At 64.1% G+C, this 15,334-nt stretch carries 11 protein-coding genes; 7 read left to right on the top strand and 4 right to left on the bottom strand.

All coding sequences use genetic code 11. From position 1 onward, the window contains the following. Nucleotides 1-195 precede the first annotated feature (195 nt). Together aceE and ACVWWJ_RS02815 are read right to left on the bottom strand one after the other, a co-directional pair. On the bottom strand, nt 196-2,889 hold the full coding sequence (gene aceE / locus ACVWWJ_RS02820) for a pyruvate dehydrogenase (acetyl-transferring), homodimeric type (RefSeq protein ID WP_159894164.1): 2,694 nt from the start codon (nt 2,887-2,889) through the stop codon (nt 196-198). A gap of 163 nt (nt 2,890-3,052) precedes the next feature. After that, entirely contained in the window at nt 3,053-5,353 is a 2,301-nt protein-coding gene (locus tag ACVWWJ_RS02815; protein ID WP_159894174.1) for an NADP-dependent malic enzyme, read from the bottom strand. A 224-nt stretch (nt 5,354-5,577) separates the two neighbouring features. Here ACVWWJ_RS02815 and ACVWWJ_RS02810 point away from each other — a divergent pair, with 224 nt between their 5' ends. Further along, nucleotides 5,578-7,380, top strand: coding sequence for a reprolysin-like metallopeptidase (locus tag ACVWWJ_RS02810; RefSeq protein WP_456966697.1), 1,803 nt, complete (start codon nt 5,578-5,580; stop codon nt 7,378-7,380). 25 nt (nt 7,381-7,405) lie between these two features. Here ACVWWJ_RS02810 and ACVWWJ_RS02805 read toward each other — a convergent pair whose 3' ends face one another. Both ACVWWJ_RS02805 and ACVWWJ_RS02800 read right to left on the bottom strand, forming a co-directional pair. Then, a complete protein-coding gene (locus ACVWWJ_RS02805; protein WP_456966696.1) occupies nt 7,406-8,686 on the bottom strand; it encodes a flavohemoglobin expression-modulating QEGLA motif protein in 1,281 nt (426 codons plus the stop codon). 31 nt (nt 8,687-8,717) lie between these two features. Further along, nucleotides 8,718-9,464: an FAD-binding oxidoreductase gene (locus ACVWWJ_RS02800; RefSeq protein ID WP_456966695.1), complete on the bottom strand. Its 747-nt coding sequence runs from the start codon at nt 9,462-9,464 to the stop codon at nt 8,718-8,720. Nucleotides 9,465-9,546: 82 nt separating this feature from the next. Here ACVWWJ_RS02800 and ACVWWJ_RS02795 point away from each other — a divergent pair, with 82 nt between their 5' ends. From ACVWWJ_RS02795 to ACVWWJ_RS02770, 6 genes are all read left to right on the top strand, one after another. Further along, nucleotides 9,547-10,479 carry an ABC transporter ATP-binding protein gene (locus ACVWWJ_RS02795; protein WP_159890967.1) on the top strand — a complete coding sequence of 311 codons (933 nt, stop codon included), beginning with the start codon at nt 9,547-9,549 and terminating at the stop codon, nt 10,477-10,479. Then, nucleotides 10,476-11,249: an ABC transporter permease gene (locus ACVWWJ_RS02790; protein WP_159890969.1), complete on the top strand. Its 774-nt coding sequence runs from the start codon at nt 10,476-10,478 to the stop codon at nt 11,247-11,249. Before ACVWWJ_RS02795 ends, ACVWWJ_RS02790 begins: the two co-directional genes overlap by 4 nt. Nucleotides 11,250-11,253: 4 nt before the next feature. After that, nucleotides 11,254-11,973, top strand: coding sequence for a pseudouridine synthase (locus ACVWWJ_RS02785; protein ID WP_159890971.1), 720 nt, complete (start codon nt 11,254-11,256; stop codon nt 11,971-11,973). A gap of 148 nt (nt 11,974-12,121) precedes the next feature. Further along, nucleotides 12,122-13,255, top strand: a complete 1,134-nt coding sequence (locus ACVWWJ_RS02780; protein WP_456966694.1) for a hypothetical protein — start codon at nt 12,122-12,124, stop codon at nt 13,253-13,255. Continuing rightward, entirely contained in the window at nt 13,252-14,217 is a 966-nt protein-coding gene (locus tag ACVWWJ_RS02775) for a hypothetical protein (protein WP_456966693.1), read from the top strand. The genes ACVWWJ_RS02780 and ACVWWJ_RS02775 overlap by 4 nt, the downstream gene beginning before the upstream one ends. After that, the gene (locus ACVWWJ_RS02770; RefSeq protein WP_456966692.1) at nt 14,207-15,334 is read left to right on the top strand and encodes a hypothetical protein; all 1,128 of its coding nucleotides are present in this window, start codon (nt 14,207-14,209) and stop codon (nt 15,332-15,334) included. Before ACVWWJ_RS02775 ends, ACVWWJ_RS02770 begins: the two co-directional genes overlap by 11 nt.

The following is a 15,334-nucleotide window of genomic DNA, read 5'->3' as shown; positions in this document are numbered from 1 at the left end:
GAATCCGATGTCGTATGCCGTGAAGGAATACCAGCTTCGTGGTTGCAAAGCCATGGACACGATGTGACGGGTTGGGCGAGCACCCTATCGCCGATGAATCGGCTCCCACATGAAATCGCCGATGAATTGGCTCCCACAGAAAGCGCTCAACAAAAAAGGGGCCGGATTGCTCCGGCCCCTTTCGTTTTCTTGCTATCAGGCGTACAGCGGGTTCGGCTTGTCGACGTCCAGCTTGTATTCCTTGATGGCGCGGCTCACGTCCTTCGCGTTGACCTTGCCGTCCTTCGCAAGGGCGGCGAGCGCGGCGTGGGCGATCCAGTAGCGATCGACCTCGAAGTGGCTGCGCAGGTTCGCACGCGAGTCGCTGCGACCGAAGCCGTCCGTGCCCAGTACCGTGTAACGCATGCCGTCCGGCATGAACGCACGGACCTGGTCGGCGAACTCGCGGACGTAGTCGGTCGCGGCGATGGCCGGACCCTGACGCTCACCGAGCAGGCCGGTGATGTACGGCACGCGCTGGGTGGCTTCCGGGTGCAGGCGGTTCCAGCGCTCGGCGTCGAAGCCTTCGCGACGGACTTCCGAGAAGCTCGGCACCGACCAGATATCCGACGACACGCCGAAGTCTTTCTCGAGCAGTTCCGCTGCCGCGATGACTTCGCGAAGGATGGTGCCCGAACCGAGCAGCTGCACGCGCGGCTCGTTCTTCTTCGCCTTGCCGCCGTCCTTGAACAGGTACATGCCCTTGACGATGCCTTCCTCGCTGCCCTTCGGCAGGTCGGGGTGGGCGTAGTTCTCGTTCATCACAGTGATGTAGTAGTACACATCTTCCTGCTCCTGCATCATCCGGCGCGTGCCGTCCTGCAGGATGACCGCCAGCTCGTAGGAGAAGGTCGGGTCGTAGGAGATGACGTTCGGGATCGCGCCGGAGAGCAGATGCGAATGGCCGTCTTCGTGCTGCAGGCCTTCGCCGTTGAGCGTCGTGCGGCCTGCGGTGCCGCCGATGAGGAAGCCGCGCGCACGCATGTCGCCAGCCGCCCAGCAGAGATCGCCGATGCGCTGGAAACCGAACATCGAGTAGTAGATGAAGAACGGCAGCATCGCCACGTTGCTGATGCTGTAGCTCGTCGCCGCAGCCAGCCAGGCGCTCATGCCGCCGGCTTCGCTGATGCCTTCCTGGAGGACCTGGCCCTTCTGGTCTTCGCGGTAGTACAGCAGCTGGTCGGCGTCCTGCGGGCGGTACTTCTGGCCGAACGGCGCGTAGATGCCGATCTGGCGGAACATGCCTTCCATGCCGAAGGTACGGGCCTCATCGGCAACGATCGGCACGACGCGTGGGCCGAGCTCCTTGTCACGCAGCATGAGGTTCATGCCGCGAACGAGGGCCATCGTGGTCGAGATTTCGCGCTCGCCCGTACCCTTGGTGATCTGCTCGAAGGCTTCGATCGAAGGCGCGGTGAACGACTTGTCCGACTTGCGGCGACGCTGCGGCAGCGAGCCACCGAGCGCGGCACGACGCTCGAGCATGTACTTCACTTCCTCCGAGTCCTTGCCCGGGTGGTAGTAAGGCACCTCTTCGAGCTTGTCGTCGGGAATGGGAATGTTGAAGCGGTCGCGGAAGGCGCGGATCGCGTCCGTGTCCATCTTCTTCTGGTTGTGCGCCGGGTTCTGCGACTCACCGGCGGCGCCCATGCCGTAACCCTTCACCGTCTTGGCGAGGACCACGGTCGGCATGCCCTTGGTGTTCACGGCCGCGTGGTAGGCCGCGTAAACCTTGTGCGGATCGTGACCGCCACGGTTGAGGCGCCAGATGTCGTCGTCGGACATGTTGGCGACCAGCGCTGCGGTTTCCGGGTACTTGCCGAAGAAATGCTCACGCGTGTACGCGCCACCGAAGGCCTTGCAGGCCTGGTACTCGCCGTCGACGGTTTCCATCATCAGCTGGCGCAGCTTACCGGTGGTGTCACGAGCGAGGAGCGGATCCCAGTAGCTGCCCCAGGCAACCTTGATCGCGTTCCAGCCGGCGCCACGGAACACACCTTCCAGTTCCTGGATGATCTTGCCGTTGCCGCGCACCGGGCCGTCGAGGCGCTGCAGGTTGCAGTTGATGACGAAGATGAGGTTGTCGAGGCCTTCGCGTCCGGCCAGGGAGATCGCACCCAGCGACTCCGGTTCGTCCGACTCGCCGTCGCCCATGAAGCACCAGATCTTGCGATCGGACTTCGGGATGAGGCCGCGGTGCTCGAGGTACTTCCAGAACTGCGCCTGGTAGATCGCCTGGATCGGACCGAGGCCCATGGACACGGTCGGTACCTGCCAGTAGTCCGGCATCAGGTACGGATGCGGATACGAGGAGAGACCCTTGCCCTTGCCTTCCACTTCCATGCGGAAGAGGTCGAGCTGTTCTTCGCTGATGCGGCCTTCAAGGAACGAGCGCGCGTAGACGCCCGGTGCCGAATGACCCTGGTGGAATACCAGGTCGCCCGGGTGGTCTTCGCTCGGCGCGCGCCAAAAATGGTTGAAGCCGACGTCGTACAGCGTGGCCGACGAGGCGAAGCTGGAGATGTGGCCACCGAGGTCGCCCGGCTTGCGGTTGGCGCGCACGACGGTCGCCAGCGCGTTCCAGCGGATCAGCGAGCGGATGCGCCATTCGATGGCGGCATTGCCGGGGCTGCGCGCTTCCATGTGCGGCGGGATGGTGTTGACGTATTCGGTGGTCGGGTCGAACGGCAGGTAGCCGCCCGAACGACGCGTGGAGTCGACCATGCGCTCCAGCAGGAAGTGCGCGCGCTCGGTGCCGTCGTGATTGATGACGGCGTTGAGCGACTCGACCCATTCACGGGTTTCGGTGGGGTCGAGGTCCTGGTTCAGGATATCGTCGATCTGGTCCATGGATGCTCCGCTCGCGCATGGCGCGCGCTTCATGAGGTCTGTAGAGCCCGCTGGGGTGGCGGGAAAACCTTTCCATGATACCGCGAAGTTTTCACATACGCGGCGGTATGGGGGTTTGTGTGGGAGCCGATTTATCGGCGATGCGGCGCAAAGCGCCGCCCGATCAATCGCTTACAACGGTCCTGGGCTTCCCGGCCCGGATCTGTGCCTCGACGCAGGCCACGGAGGTCATATTGACCACCCGGCGCACCGTCGCCTGGGGCGTCAGGATGTGGGCCGGCTTGGCCACGCCCATGAGGATCGGGCCGATGACCACGCCGTCGCAGAGCACGCGGATCATGTTGTAGGCCGTGTTCGCGGCGTCCAGGTTCGGGAAAACGAAGACGTTGGCCTTACCTTCCAGGCGCGAGTTCGGGAAGATCTTCTCGCGAAGCTCCGGGGTAAGGGCCACGTCGGCCTGCATTTCGCCCTCCACCTCGAGGCGCGGCGCCTTCTCGCGGATCAGGCGCAGGGCCTCGCGCATTTTCTTCGAGCTACGGGTTTCGCGACCGCCGAAGTTCGAGTTGGAAAGGAGAGCGATCTTGGGCTGGATGCCGAACAACTTGAGGCGGAGCGACGCCTGCAGCGTGGCTTCGGCGATCTGCTCGGCCGTCGGATCGTCCTGCACGTAGGTATCGAGGAAGAAGAAGGTGCCCTTCTCCGTCGAGACCGCTGCCATGGCGGACGCTTCGGCAATGCCCTCATCCAGCCCGATGATGTCGGTGATGTAATCGAGCTTGCTGTGGTACGTGCCGACCAGGCCGCAGATCATCGCGTCGGCTTCGCCGCGCTCCACCATCAGCGCGGCGATCACGGTCGGGCGCGAGCGAACCACGGCCTTTGCGGACGCTGGCGTAACGCCACGGCGCTCCATGATCGAGTGGTAAAGACGCCAGTAATCCTCGAAACGCGGGTCCGAGTGGATGTTGCACATCTCGAAATCCACGCCCGGCTTCAGGCGCAGGCCGGCGCGCGCGATGCGGCGCTCGATCACGTCGGGACGACCGACCAGGATCGGCCGGGCGAGGCCTTCGTCGACCACGGTCTGCACGGCGCGCAGCGTCGTTTCTTCTTCGCCTTCGGCGTAGACCACCCGCTTCGGGTCCGCCTTGGCGCGGTCGAATACCGGTTTCATCAGCAAGCCGGTGCGGAACACAAAACTGGTGAGCTGGTCGATGTACGCCGGGAAATCCGTGATGGGACGTTCCGCGACGCCGGAATCCATCGCTGCCTGCGCGATCGCCGGCGGCAGCTGGATAAGCAGGCGCGGGTCGAACGGCTGCGGAATGAGGTACTCGGGTCCGAAGCTCGGCGGCTTGCCGCCGTAGGCCCGGGCGCTCACGTCGGACGCTTCGCGTCGTGCCAGCTCGGCGATGGCCTTGACGCAGGCCACCTTCATCTGTTCGTTGATGACCGAGGCGCCCACGTCCAGCGCGCCGCGGAACAGGTAGGGGAAGCACAGCGCGTTGTTGACCTGGTTCGGGTAGTCCGAACGGCCCGTGGCCATGATGCAGTCCGGACGGACCGCCTTGGCGTCTTCCGGAAGGATCTCGGGATTCGGGTTGGCCAGCGCGAAGATGATCGGGCGCTCGGCCATGGTCGCGACCATTTCCGGCTTGAGGATGCCGCCGGCCGATAGACCCAGGAAGATGTCCGCACCGACGACGATCTCCGCCAGCGTGCGCTTGTCGGTGTCGCGTGCGTAACGCTGTTTGTCCGGATCCAGATCGGTACGACCGGTGTGCAGCACGCCGTCGCGATCGAAGGCGAGGATGTTCTCGCGCTTCAGGCCGAGCGTCACCAGCATGTCGACGCAGGAGATGCCTGCGGCGCCCATGCCCGTGGTGGCGAGCTTCACGTCTTCGATCTTCTTGCCGGTGACCAGCAGCGCATTGATGACTGCCGCACCGACGATGATCGCCGTGCCATGCTGGTCGTCATGGAAGACCGGAATCTTCATGCGCTCGCGCAGTTTGCGCTCGACGATGAAGCACTCCGGCGCCTTGATGTCTTCGAGGTTGATGCCACCGAAGGTCGGCTCGAGGCTGGCGATGATGTCGACCAGTTTGTCGGGGTCGTTCTCGTTGATCTCGATATCGAACACGTCGATACCGGCGAACTTCTGGAACAGGACGCCCTTGCCTTCCATGACCGGCTTACTGGCCAGTGCACCGATGTTACCCAGGCCCAATACCGCCGTGCCGTTGGTGATCACCGCGACCAGGTTCGAACGGGCGGTGAGTTCGGCCGCTTCGCGCGGGTCGGCGACGATCGCGTCGCACGCGGCGGCAACGCCGGGCGAATAGGCGAGGGAAAGATCGCGCTGGGTCAGCAGCGACGTCGTCGGCGTGACCTTGATCTTGCCCGGACGGGGAAGGCGGTGGTACTCGAGCGCGGCTTGCCGCAGTTCCTCGGAGATGGCCATGGGGTCCTGTGGGAGCTTCAATGAAAGGGGGACGAACAGCGGCCCTGAGGCGTGCCGTGAAGCGTCGATGTTAGCACCGCCATAGGGTTTCGCCCGACACGGGGTGTGTTGCATTGCGACATCCAGTGATATGAAAAAGCGACATTTCAGCCATGCGGAATCCGACAGACCGGCGCTGTCGGTGAGCCTAAGGTCGGCGGTCCTTCGTACTCACCGGGTTCGCCATGCCGCGTTTCATCACTGTTACCGCCCTGGGCTGCAGCCTCGTCTCACTGGCCGCGCAGGCCGGCAGCGCCACCACGGATACCTCTTTCGACATCACCCTTCCTATCGACGCGACCCGGTCGTCGCTCTTCCACGTCCGTGATTCGGGAACGATCCCGCGAGGACTCGCCCGGAAATTCCCCCGCATGCGCAGCTTCCGCGGTGCCGATGATCAGGGCCGGACGGTGCGGCTGGACATGTCGGACGCGGGCGTAAGAGCCAGCATTCGCGAGGGCGACAAGGAGTGGATATTCCGCCCGGGTGACACGGCGGCCCGAGCGTATTCCGGCACGTCGGTTCCACGCGTCGCCTCGCCATCAGGGAACCATGACCTGCCAATCGGCCTGGCCGCAGCACACAACGGTGGTGGCATACGCCACGATTTCCGTCTCGCGGTCGCTGCAGACAGTCGTTACGTTGCCCGGTTCGGCGGCACGGTCGAAGGTGCACTGGGGGAGATCGTCCATGCGGTGAATCGCGCGAACGAAGTCTTCGAAACCGATGTCGGCGTGCATTTCACCCTCGTCGACGACAACGAGAAGATCATTCGTGCCGATCCACGGCGAGATCCGTTTCGTCGCATGGATCCCGGCCCTGCCTCGGTGCAGCTGATCGACCGCGCAATCGGCAAGCGGAACTACGACATCGGCCATGCCGTGACCACGCTGTTCGGTGGCGAGAGCCGAACGGGAACCTCGTGCAGCGACGACCGACGTGCCGACTTCTTCGCCACGCATAAGGCCGCGGCATGGAGCGGCCACGCCAATCCGCAGTCCGAGCCCTACGCTATCGGCTTCATGATCCACGTGCTCGGTCGCCAGCTGGGCGCCTGGCCGACGGCCAATGGCTGTGGCCGCACGACACTTGCCGATCGTGCCGTAGAGCCCGGTGGCGGCAGCACCGTCATGGGCTTCGCGCCGTCCGCCTGTGGCGGCAATGCCCAGTGGCTCCAGCCGAACTCGGACCTGTATTTCCATGCCGCCAGCATCGAACAGATGCAGGGCTGGCTCGGCTCACGCGGAGGACGTTGCGCCAGCAAAAGGATCAACGCGGTGTCCGCACCGTGGATCGATCCCGAACCGCTGGCCGATGAAAAAATCATTCCGGCCCGCACCCCGTTCATTCTCGAAGCATCGGCGGAGCCTGCGATGAAGGGGCAACGACTGACCTACACGTGGGAGCAGATGGATGCCGGTGACGAGCAGCGAGGCGAGTTGTCGGACACGGGCAACGGTCCGTTATTTCGCTCATTCGCGCCGACCCTCTCGGGTATCCGCAGCTACCCGAGGATGGCCGCCGTGCTGGGTCGCGAACCAGTCGGGCCGGGAGAAACGCTGCCGACCACATCACGCCTGCTCAACTTTCGCCTGACCGTGCGGGACAACGGCGGTGAACAAGCAACGATCGCCAGCGCCGATACCCGCGTGCGCGTCGTCGATACCGGGCGTCCGTTCGCGGTGCTGCTGCCGGATGCCAACACGCGCGGCGTGGGCGGGCAGTTACTTCACGTGCGATGGGATGTCGCCGGCACCACGAACGCGCCGATCGATTGCCACTTCCTCGAGATCGACCTCTCGATCGACGGCGGACTCACATGGCTCCCGACGCCCGTGGCGACCGACGAGCGAAACGACGGCGAGGCCGATGTGACCCTGCCGTCCGTCGGAATATCCACGGAGCGTGCGCGCCTGCGCCTGCGCTGTGACTGGCGGCCATTCTTCGCGGTTTCGCCGGGCGATTTCACGATCGAACGAGGCCCGTAAACCAGGCGTGCCGTCGGCGTGATTCTTACAGGCCGAGGGAAATCTCCTCGGCCTCCACACCCGCCATATGGATGTGGTTGACGAACAGCGAGAACGCCAGCTTTCCCGCAAGACCGTGCACGTGTTGCATCCACGGCGGCAGATAGCGCGGCGCGACGATGTCTCCGCTGGCGAAGTGGGCTTCAAGGCTCATCACATCATGCAGGGCGAGCTTGCCGGCAAAGAGGTTGCGCAACAGGTCGAGGCGGCGCTGGCGCAGTGCCCAACGGAAGAACGTGTGCACTGCCAGCAAGCCGGTAAGGTAGACATTGTCCTTAGCGAACGCCGAGCCACCGGTCAACGGCACCCCGCGGAAAACACGCTGCGCGGAGTGGAAGCTATCCGCCACGTTCTGGCCGCAGTCGCGGAAATAACGGAAGACGTCGACGAAATCCGCACCGTTGAGCGCCATGTCGATCGCCAGGATGCGCAGGCTGATGCGCTTCAACCGGGAGATGTCGATCGCGCCGGACATCAGCTCGGCAAACACGGCAAGGCCTTCCTGCGTGGCGGTGACACGCGGCGACGTACGCGCCAGCGATGCCAGCACCGGTTGTTCGCGACCGTTGAGCGCGGTCAGTGAATGGACGAAGGCTTCGTGCGCCAGCAGCTGGTGCCGGTCGTATTCGGTAAAGCGGATACCGCCGCGCAGGCGAATGCGCGTCGCGCCGGCGGCCGCCTTGGCGGTGAGTTCGGGGTCCACTTCGACCGAAATCGTGCCCGGCGAGAAGAACGCATCCAGCCGTTCGGTCATGTCCCGGCGCAGTTCCTCCGCCGGAATCGTCCCCGTGGCATCTTCAGTTTCCAGGTCGGCACCCAACTCATCGGCCAGGTCGACGAAGTAGCGCGCGGCATCGAGGTTGCTACGGTTGCTGCCGGGAATGGCATCGCCCGGCTTGCCGTAAAGCGCCACGGAGGCCACGGTAACGCCGTCGGTGCCGGCGGCGTCGAGCATTTCGGACGCGATCCGCCAGGACTCAGCTGTACGGCGCAGGTAGTCGGCAATCGGGTGATCCTCGCAGACCTCCTGTTCGATCGCTTCCAGCTCCGCCCGGGTACCACCCAGATCCGGTGGCCGATACCGGATATCCGGCAGGGAAAGCCGCCCCGCGCCGAATTCGGCGATCAGGTGCTCTTCCACCGAGGCCGGCCAGGACACGGTAGGCAGGATACGGATGGCGCGGACGGCAGCCAGCAGGCGCTGGTCCAGCGCCGCATAGCGCCGCATTTCCGGAGTGAGATGGGGCGGGAGGACGTGGGCGTGCATGGGGCGCAAGTATAGGCCGGCAGGGCAGTTTTTAGCGGGAAGAGATGTATTTCTCGCGGCGGATATGCTGGACCGAAAGCCCCTGCTCCTTCAGCGCGGCGAAGGCGGCATCGACCATGTTCGGGTTGCCGCACAGGTAGGCGATATCCCGCTCTCCGTTGGGCTCCAGCTCGGCCAGCATGTCCTGGACATAGCCCAGGCGGTCGTGGGGGCGCGGGTTCGGACGGGCGCCGCGACTAAGGCAGGGGTGGAAATCGAACCCCTCGTGGGTACGCGCAAAGGCCTCGAACTCCTCTCCATAGAGCAGCTCGCCCTCGTTGCGGGCGCCGTAAAGGAGCACGAAGCGGCAGCCGCGGCTGGCGATGAGGCTGGCGATCTGCGGCAACATGGCGCGGTAGGGCGTCACGCCCGTACCCGTGGCAATGAGGATGTAGCGCTGGTTCTGGTCCGCGTCCATCAGGCAGAAACGGCCGTACGGGCCGCTGGCGTCGATCGTCTCACCCGCTTCCAGACTGCCCAGCAGCTTCGTCGCCGCCCCGCCCTCCACGTAGCTCACGGCGATCTCGACCCGGTCGACCGGGCCCGAGCCATCGCCGATGGTGCCCACCGAGTAGCTGCGCTTGGTCGGCTTGCCGTCGTCGTACTGGAAGTGGACCTGGAGGAACTGCCCCGGCACGAAGGTCAGCGGCTGGCCGTCGGCGCGCTCGAACGACAGGTGCCGCACCGAGGGGGCGAGCATGAAGCTGTCGGCGAGTCGGAGCTGGAATTGTTCGGCCATGGAAAGTCTCTGTTGACGTGCGGGAACAAGGTGGACAGACAAAGCCCGGTATAATAGGCGGCTTGTCATCCCGGCGCAGCCCATGACCACTCCTGCTTTAAACGTCACGAACTTACGCAAGACCTACGGCAACGGCGTGGAGGCCCTCAAGGGCATCTCCCTCACCGTCGAACCGGGCGATTTCTACGCCCTGCTCGGGCCCAATGGCGCTGGCAAGTCGACCCTCATCGGCATCCTCTCCTCCCTGGTCAACTCGACCTCGGGCGATGCGGAGATCTTCGGTGTGTCGATCCACAAGCACCGTAGCGAGGCCATGCGCCTGATCGGCCTGGTACCCCAGGAACTCAACTTCAACCAGTTCGAGAAGCCGTTCGACATCTGCGTGAACCAGGCCGGCTTCTACGGCATCGGTCGCGCCGAGGCTTCCCTGCGCGCGGAGAAGTACCTGAAGGAGCTGCGCCTGTGGGACAAGGCCCACGGCCAGGCACGCACCCTCTCGGGCGGCATGAAGCGCCGCCTGATGATCGCCCGCGCCATGATGAACGAGCCGAAGCTGCTGATCCTCGACGAGCCCACTGCGGGCGTCGATATCGAGATCCGCCGCTCCATGTGGCAGTTCGTCAGCGGTATCAATGCCGCCGGCACCACGGTGATCCTCACCACGCATTACCTGGAAGAAGCCGAGCAGCTCTGCCGCAACATCGCGATCATCGACCAGGGCCGCATCGTGCAGAACACCTCGATGAAGAGCCTGCTGGCCACGCTCGATGTCGAAACCTTCGTGCTGGATGTTCCCAGTGCGCCGGGCATCCTTCCGGTCCTCCCGGGCGTCGTACTGCGCACGCTGGACGATCACACCATCGAAGCTGAAATGTCCCGTTCCCACGACCTCAATTCCCTGTTCGCAGCACTGTCGTCGCACGGTGTCACTGTCACCTCGATGCGCAACAAGTCCAATCGCCTCGAGGAACTCTTCGTCCGACTGGTCGAACACGGCCGGGAGAACGCGGCATGAGCGCAGCTACCAACCTCGTCGCGCTGAACACGATCGTTCGCCGCGAGATCGCGCGCATCCTGCGCATCTGGACGCAGACGCTGATCCCGCCGGCGATCACGATGACGCTGTACTTCGTCATCTTCGGCAAGCTCATCGGCAGCCGCATCGGGCTGATGCATGGTTTCACGTACATGCAGTACATCGTGCCCGGCCTCGTCATGATGAGCATCATCACGAACAGCTACGGCAACATTTCCTCGTCGTTCTTTGGCGCGAAGTTTGGCCGCTTCGTCGAGGAGATGCTGGTCTCACCCATGGCGAACTGGGTGATCCTGCTGGGTTACGTCACCGGGGCTGTGACCCGCGGCGTGATCGTCGGCGCGCTGGTGCTGGTCATCGCACTGTTCTTCACCGACCTGCACGTCGCCCACCCGATCATCACCTTCGTGTCCGTGGTACTTGGCGCGACCGTGTTTTCACTGGCCGGTTTCGTCAACGCGGTGTTCGCCAAGAAGTTCGACGATATCGCGCTGGTCCCGACCTTCGTGCTCACGCCGCTTACGTATCTTGGCGGGGTGTTCTACTCGGTCGATCTGCTCGGCGAGCCGTGGCACACGATCTCGCTGGCCAACCCGATCCTCTATATGGTGAACGCTTTCCGCTTTGGCGTACTCGGCGTGAGCGACGTGCCCATCGTCACCGCGTTCGTCGTGATGCTGGTCTTCGTGGTCGGCCTGAGCGCCCTCGCGCTGCGCCTGCTCTCGCGCGGCGTGGGCCTGCGCTCGTAACGCCATGCGCGTAAACAAGTACATCAGCGAGGCTGGCCTGTGCTCGCGACGCGAGGCGGACGAGCTACTCGTTGCCGGGCGCGTCACGATCAACGAGGAAGTCGTCGGCATGGGCGCGAAAGCGCTCGAGGGCGACGTGGTGCGCGTGGATGGCGAGATCGTCGTCGCGCGCACGATGGCCCCCGAATCGGCGAAGAACCGCGGCGTGTACATCGCACTGAACAAGCCGGTCGGCATCACCTGCACGACGGACCAGACGGTCGACGGCAACATCGTCGACTTCGTCGACCATCCGCAGCGGATCTTCCCCATCGGCAGGCTAGACAAGGATTCCGAAGGCCTGATCCTGCTGACCAGCAATGGTGACATCGTCAACGAGATCCTGCGTTCGGAGAACCGCCACGAGAAGGAATACCTCGTGGCCGTGAACAAGGCAGTGACCGACGAATTCATCCGTGGCATGGCCAAGGGCGTACGCGTCCACAACCAGATGACCGATCCCTGCCGCGTGCGCAAGATCGCGAAGTTCGGCTTTTCCATCGTGCTGACGCAGGGCCTGAACCGGCAAATCCGCCTCATGGCCGCCGCCTTCGGTTACCGCGTCACCCAACTCCGCCGCGTTCGGATCATCAACGTGAAGCTGGGGCACCTGAAGCCCGGACAGTGGCGCAACCTGACCGAGGCCGAGCTGCAGGGATTGCTGCCGGAACGGACGCGCTGGTAGTTTCGGTAGGACGTCACCTACACCAGAATCAGCCCGTGACCCGGACGACGCCGGGCTGATTCCTTACGGCGCGATACCGTTCCTTGCCGGATCCTAGGCAGGCCGATGCATATCGGCGCCCGGATTCCCACAAGGATGTTCCCCAGACATGAAGTCTCTGCTCCGGCTGGCGTGCCTTGCCGCCATGCTCCCCGCTCCCGCGTTCGCCGCGGAAGCCTCCACGATCGACGTCTACCGCGAACTCATTCGCCATCGCACGGCCACGGTCGGCGCGGCAAACGCGCTCGACTACGACACGCGTGGATTCGTCTCCAGCTTCCTTGAGGATCCTGATTCCCCCTACAGCAATCTTCGCGACGATCCACCGATCTCCAACGAGGTCTGGTGGTTCGACTTCGTCGATAGCCTGTCGATCGACGCGGGTGATGCAAACGCCGCAGCCCTGGAGATGCTGCAATGGCAGGGCGGCCTTACCAAGGCGCGGCCTGGCATCGAGGTCACCGTCAGCGACAAGGCTACAAACGCGTATCGCGGGCGCGAAGTGGCGGCGAACGCCATCAAGGCAGGGGTCGACCGCGACATTTTCTACAAGGCATGGGATATGAATGCAGCGCTGACGACCGTCGCTGCGGGCCACGCGGTAGCGCTGCAGCTGCTTCGCGACCAGATCAGGAACAACGCGCCCGACACCTATGAGGCTCGCGGCATCAAACCCGGCGTACTGACGCGGTACCTCCGCGAGACGTACCCGGAGAGGCTCGACGAAAGCGATCTGAACTACCTGGCCAGCCTTCTTCGTTTTGCGCTGTCGCAGCAGAGCTTCACCGTCGACGCGGAGGGCCATCGGCAACTGCCCGCCGCATACCGCGTCGCGCGCGTCGCAGCGGCGTATTCCGATGGACGCGCTTATACGAATCCCACGGGATACTGTCACAAGAATGGCCCTCTCCCGGGTGCTCCGACCGGTGCCGACGCGACGGAATATCACCGCCCTCTCTGCTTCGTCGCAGCAACCGACCGCGCCGTGCATTCGTGGTATCGCCGTGAGATACGCGTCCAGGCCGCCCGTGTACGCATGGCCCACCAGACGCCTGACCACGTCGATGCACGCGTGTCGTTCTGGATCAACACCGTCCTCCTCCTGACCGATCTCGCTCCCTTCGTCGAGTTCGGCGAAGCGGCCGTGGTCGAAGAACTCGCCTTTGAAGGTCGGATCGCCGAAGAAGACGCCGCCTTCGCGCGGGAACGCGCCAACCAACTCACCTGCCGGATCCGCCCATGATGAACCGCACCGCCGCCCATTATCTTCGTCTTGGCGCATGGGTCATCGGCCTGTCCGCGTCGCTCGCCCATGCGGGAACCATCGAGATCGAGCCGACCGCCGGCGACCCTGTCGTTGCCATGCTCGACGACGAGTCGAGGCTCTTTGCGGATGCCTACCGCCGGCTGATCGTCGCCAAGGGCCTCGGCGAAGGCGGGAACTCCGGTGCATGGGCGCGCGTCCGGCAGAACATGCATTCATCCACCGTCGCACGAGTGGAGTACACGTACGCCAAGGAGGGCCGTACATTGACGCGCGTCTACCATGCACGCAGCGGCCCGGCGATGGAGGTCGTCCTCAGTCGTATCGATCTGAGCGTGCCAGGTACCGGTTCGTCGGGTGGGTCGAGCGGCACCGAATCGGGCGGTTCCAGGCCGTACGAAATCACGGAAGACGACATTGCCAAGGATTTCGCCGAGCGTGTCTATTACCCGGCCGATACGGCTCTCGATGTGCGCGTGCCGAACCTTTCGGGAGACGGATCGGACATCCGCTCAGTGCTCGTCGAGGGGGTACGGCACGAAGCGGATGCAGAATTGAAGATCTTCCGGCAGATCGAGAAGGACGTGACGGACAAAGCTGTCGCAACGGGTGGGAGACTTGTTGGATACGTAAGCAAAGCCGTTTGTACATCGTGTAGCGCCGCTTCGAAGGAACTCGCCGATAACTTCAATATCGACGGAACGATCTACCAACTGGTCGAACCGGAGACCAGCGCGCCCCCGGCACGCGATCCGTTGCTGCGCGAGAGCAACGAGGCGTCGTCGAAACTGAAGGCGTTACGCAAGAGGTACGCACAAGAAAAGTTCAAGCGCAAGGCCGTGACATCACCCGAGCATCCGGCCTGGCTGGAACCCGAGGTCCTCGAGGGCATCAATGTGGAAGAGGCGCGCACCGCCGAGAGAGCAGTCTGTGCCGAGTGACATCGCCAGGCCCTGCCGGTGGCTGGTCTTCGCCTTCGGTGGCATCGGAAGCTACGGTGCCCAGGCAACGAACGTAGTGGGCGTGGATGTCATCTCGCACCTCCAGCAGGAGCGTGTTGCGCGTCTTGGCGGTGCGGAAGCGTTCGCGCCGGCGGAAAGCGAACTCCTGGCGCAGTTGCTCGTCGATCCGGCGTCGCCCTATTCCGCCACCGTACCGGAACCGGACTTTACCAACGATGTCGACTGGCCCGAGATGCTCGCCCGGTTGCCGGGAGATATCCCGACGGCTTCGGCCGTGACCGTACTCGGCTGGGATCTCGGCCTGACGCGCGCGAGACCGGGCATTGACGTGAAAGTGCGTGCTGGCTTCCGGGATAGCTTCGTCGCTGCGAGCGTGACCAAAGCAGACGTCGATACAGACATTTTCTGGCATATGGTGGATCTCACCGGTTTCCGCCACTCGGCGCGGGCGGCGACCTTCGCCGTGGCTATGCAGATCCTGCGCGAGCAGGTGCGCAGTACCGAACCGGAGCGCCGGGCAATGCTCGGTATCGACGAAACGGTGTTTCTCCGTGTCATGGCAGCGGTCCATCTCGACCAGGTCACCAGCTATGACATGCAATACCTTTCCTCACTCGTCCAGCACCGACTGATCCACTGGCAAGTGGGCGATCGTTCATCGAGCGGCCTGCGCGCCCTACCGACTGCCTTTCGCGTCGCTCGCTTGGCCGCTGCCTATCGCGATGCGCAAGGCTATGTCGGTGGCTTTCCGTGCCGGCCCGACACGACGCCACGCGAGGGTCACGCTGGGACTGGCGGTGACGACGAGCGTGCCTTGTGCTTCGTCGCGGCGACCGATCGCGCCGTGCACCGCTGGTACGTCGACGAAGCGGAACGCCAGGCCATCGCCCGGCCCCCCGAGCACGAGCACAGCGGCATGGAACGACTGGCGGGATTCGCTGCGGCCGTACTCGCCCTGCTCGACCTGGCACCCTTCGTGGAGGTGATCGAGGCCGTCGCGGCGGACGATCTCGTGACGGCCGAATTGCTCACTCCGATCGAGGCCGACATGGCCGCCGAGAGGGTCGACCTTCTGTATTGCCCCATTCCGGAGTGA

The sequence above is a fragment of the Luteibacter sp. HA06 genome, assembly GCF_054061215.1.
The sequence above is the reverse complement of the archived record's forward strand: the minus strand, read 5'-3'. Positions and strand labels throughout refer to the sequence as shown.

Bases quoted from the DNA above. Each gene is read 5' to 3' on its own strand.
- aceE (WP_159894164.1), bottom strand. From the start codon at position 2,889: ATGGACCAGATCGACGATATCCTGAACCAGGACCTCGACCCCACCGAA.
- ACVWWJ_RS02815 (WP_159894174.1), bottom strand. From the start codon at position 5,353: ATGGCCATCTCCGAGGAACTGCGGCAAGCCGCGCTCGAGTACCACCGC.
- ACVWWJ_RS02810 (WP_456966697.1), top strand. From the start codon at position 5,578: ATGCCGCGTTTCATCACTGTTACCGCCCTGGGCTGCAGCCTCGTCTCA.
- ACVWWJ_RS02805 (WP_456966696.1), bottom strand. From the start codon at position 8,686: ATGCACGCCCACGTCCTCCCGCCCCATCTCACTCCGGAAATGCGGCGC.
- ACVWWJ_RS02800 (WP_456966695.1), bottom strand. From the start codon at position 9,464: ATGGCCGAACAATTCCAGCTCCGACTCGCCGACAGCTTCATGCTCGCC.
- ACVWWJ_RS02795 (WP_159890967.1), top strand. From the start codon at position 9,547: ATGACCACTCCTGCTTTAAACGTCACGAACTTACGCAAGACCTACGGC.
- ACVWWJ_RS02790 (WP_159890969.1), top strand. From the start codon at position 10,476: ATGAGCGCAGCTACCAACCTCGTCGCGCTGAACACGATCGTTCGCCGC.
- ACVWWJ_RS02785 (WP_159890971.1), top strand. From the start codon at position 11,254: ATGCGCGTAAACAAGTACATCAGCGAGGCTGGCCTGTGCTCGCGACGC.
- ACVWWJ_RS02780 (WP_456966694.1), top strand. From the start codon at position 12,122: ATGAAGTCTCTGCTCCGGCTGGCGTGCCTTGCCGCCATGCTCCCCGCT.
- ACVWWJ_RS02775 (WP_456966693.1), top strand. From the start codon at position 13,252: ATGATGAACCGCACCGCCGCCCATTATCTTCGTCTTGGCGCATGGGTC.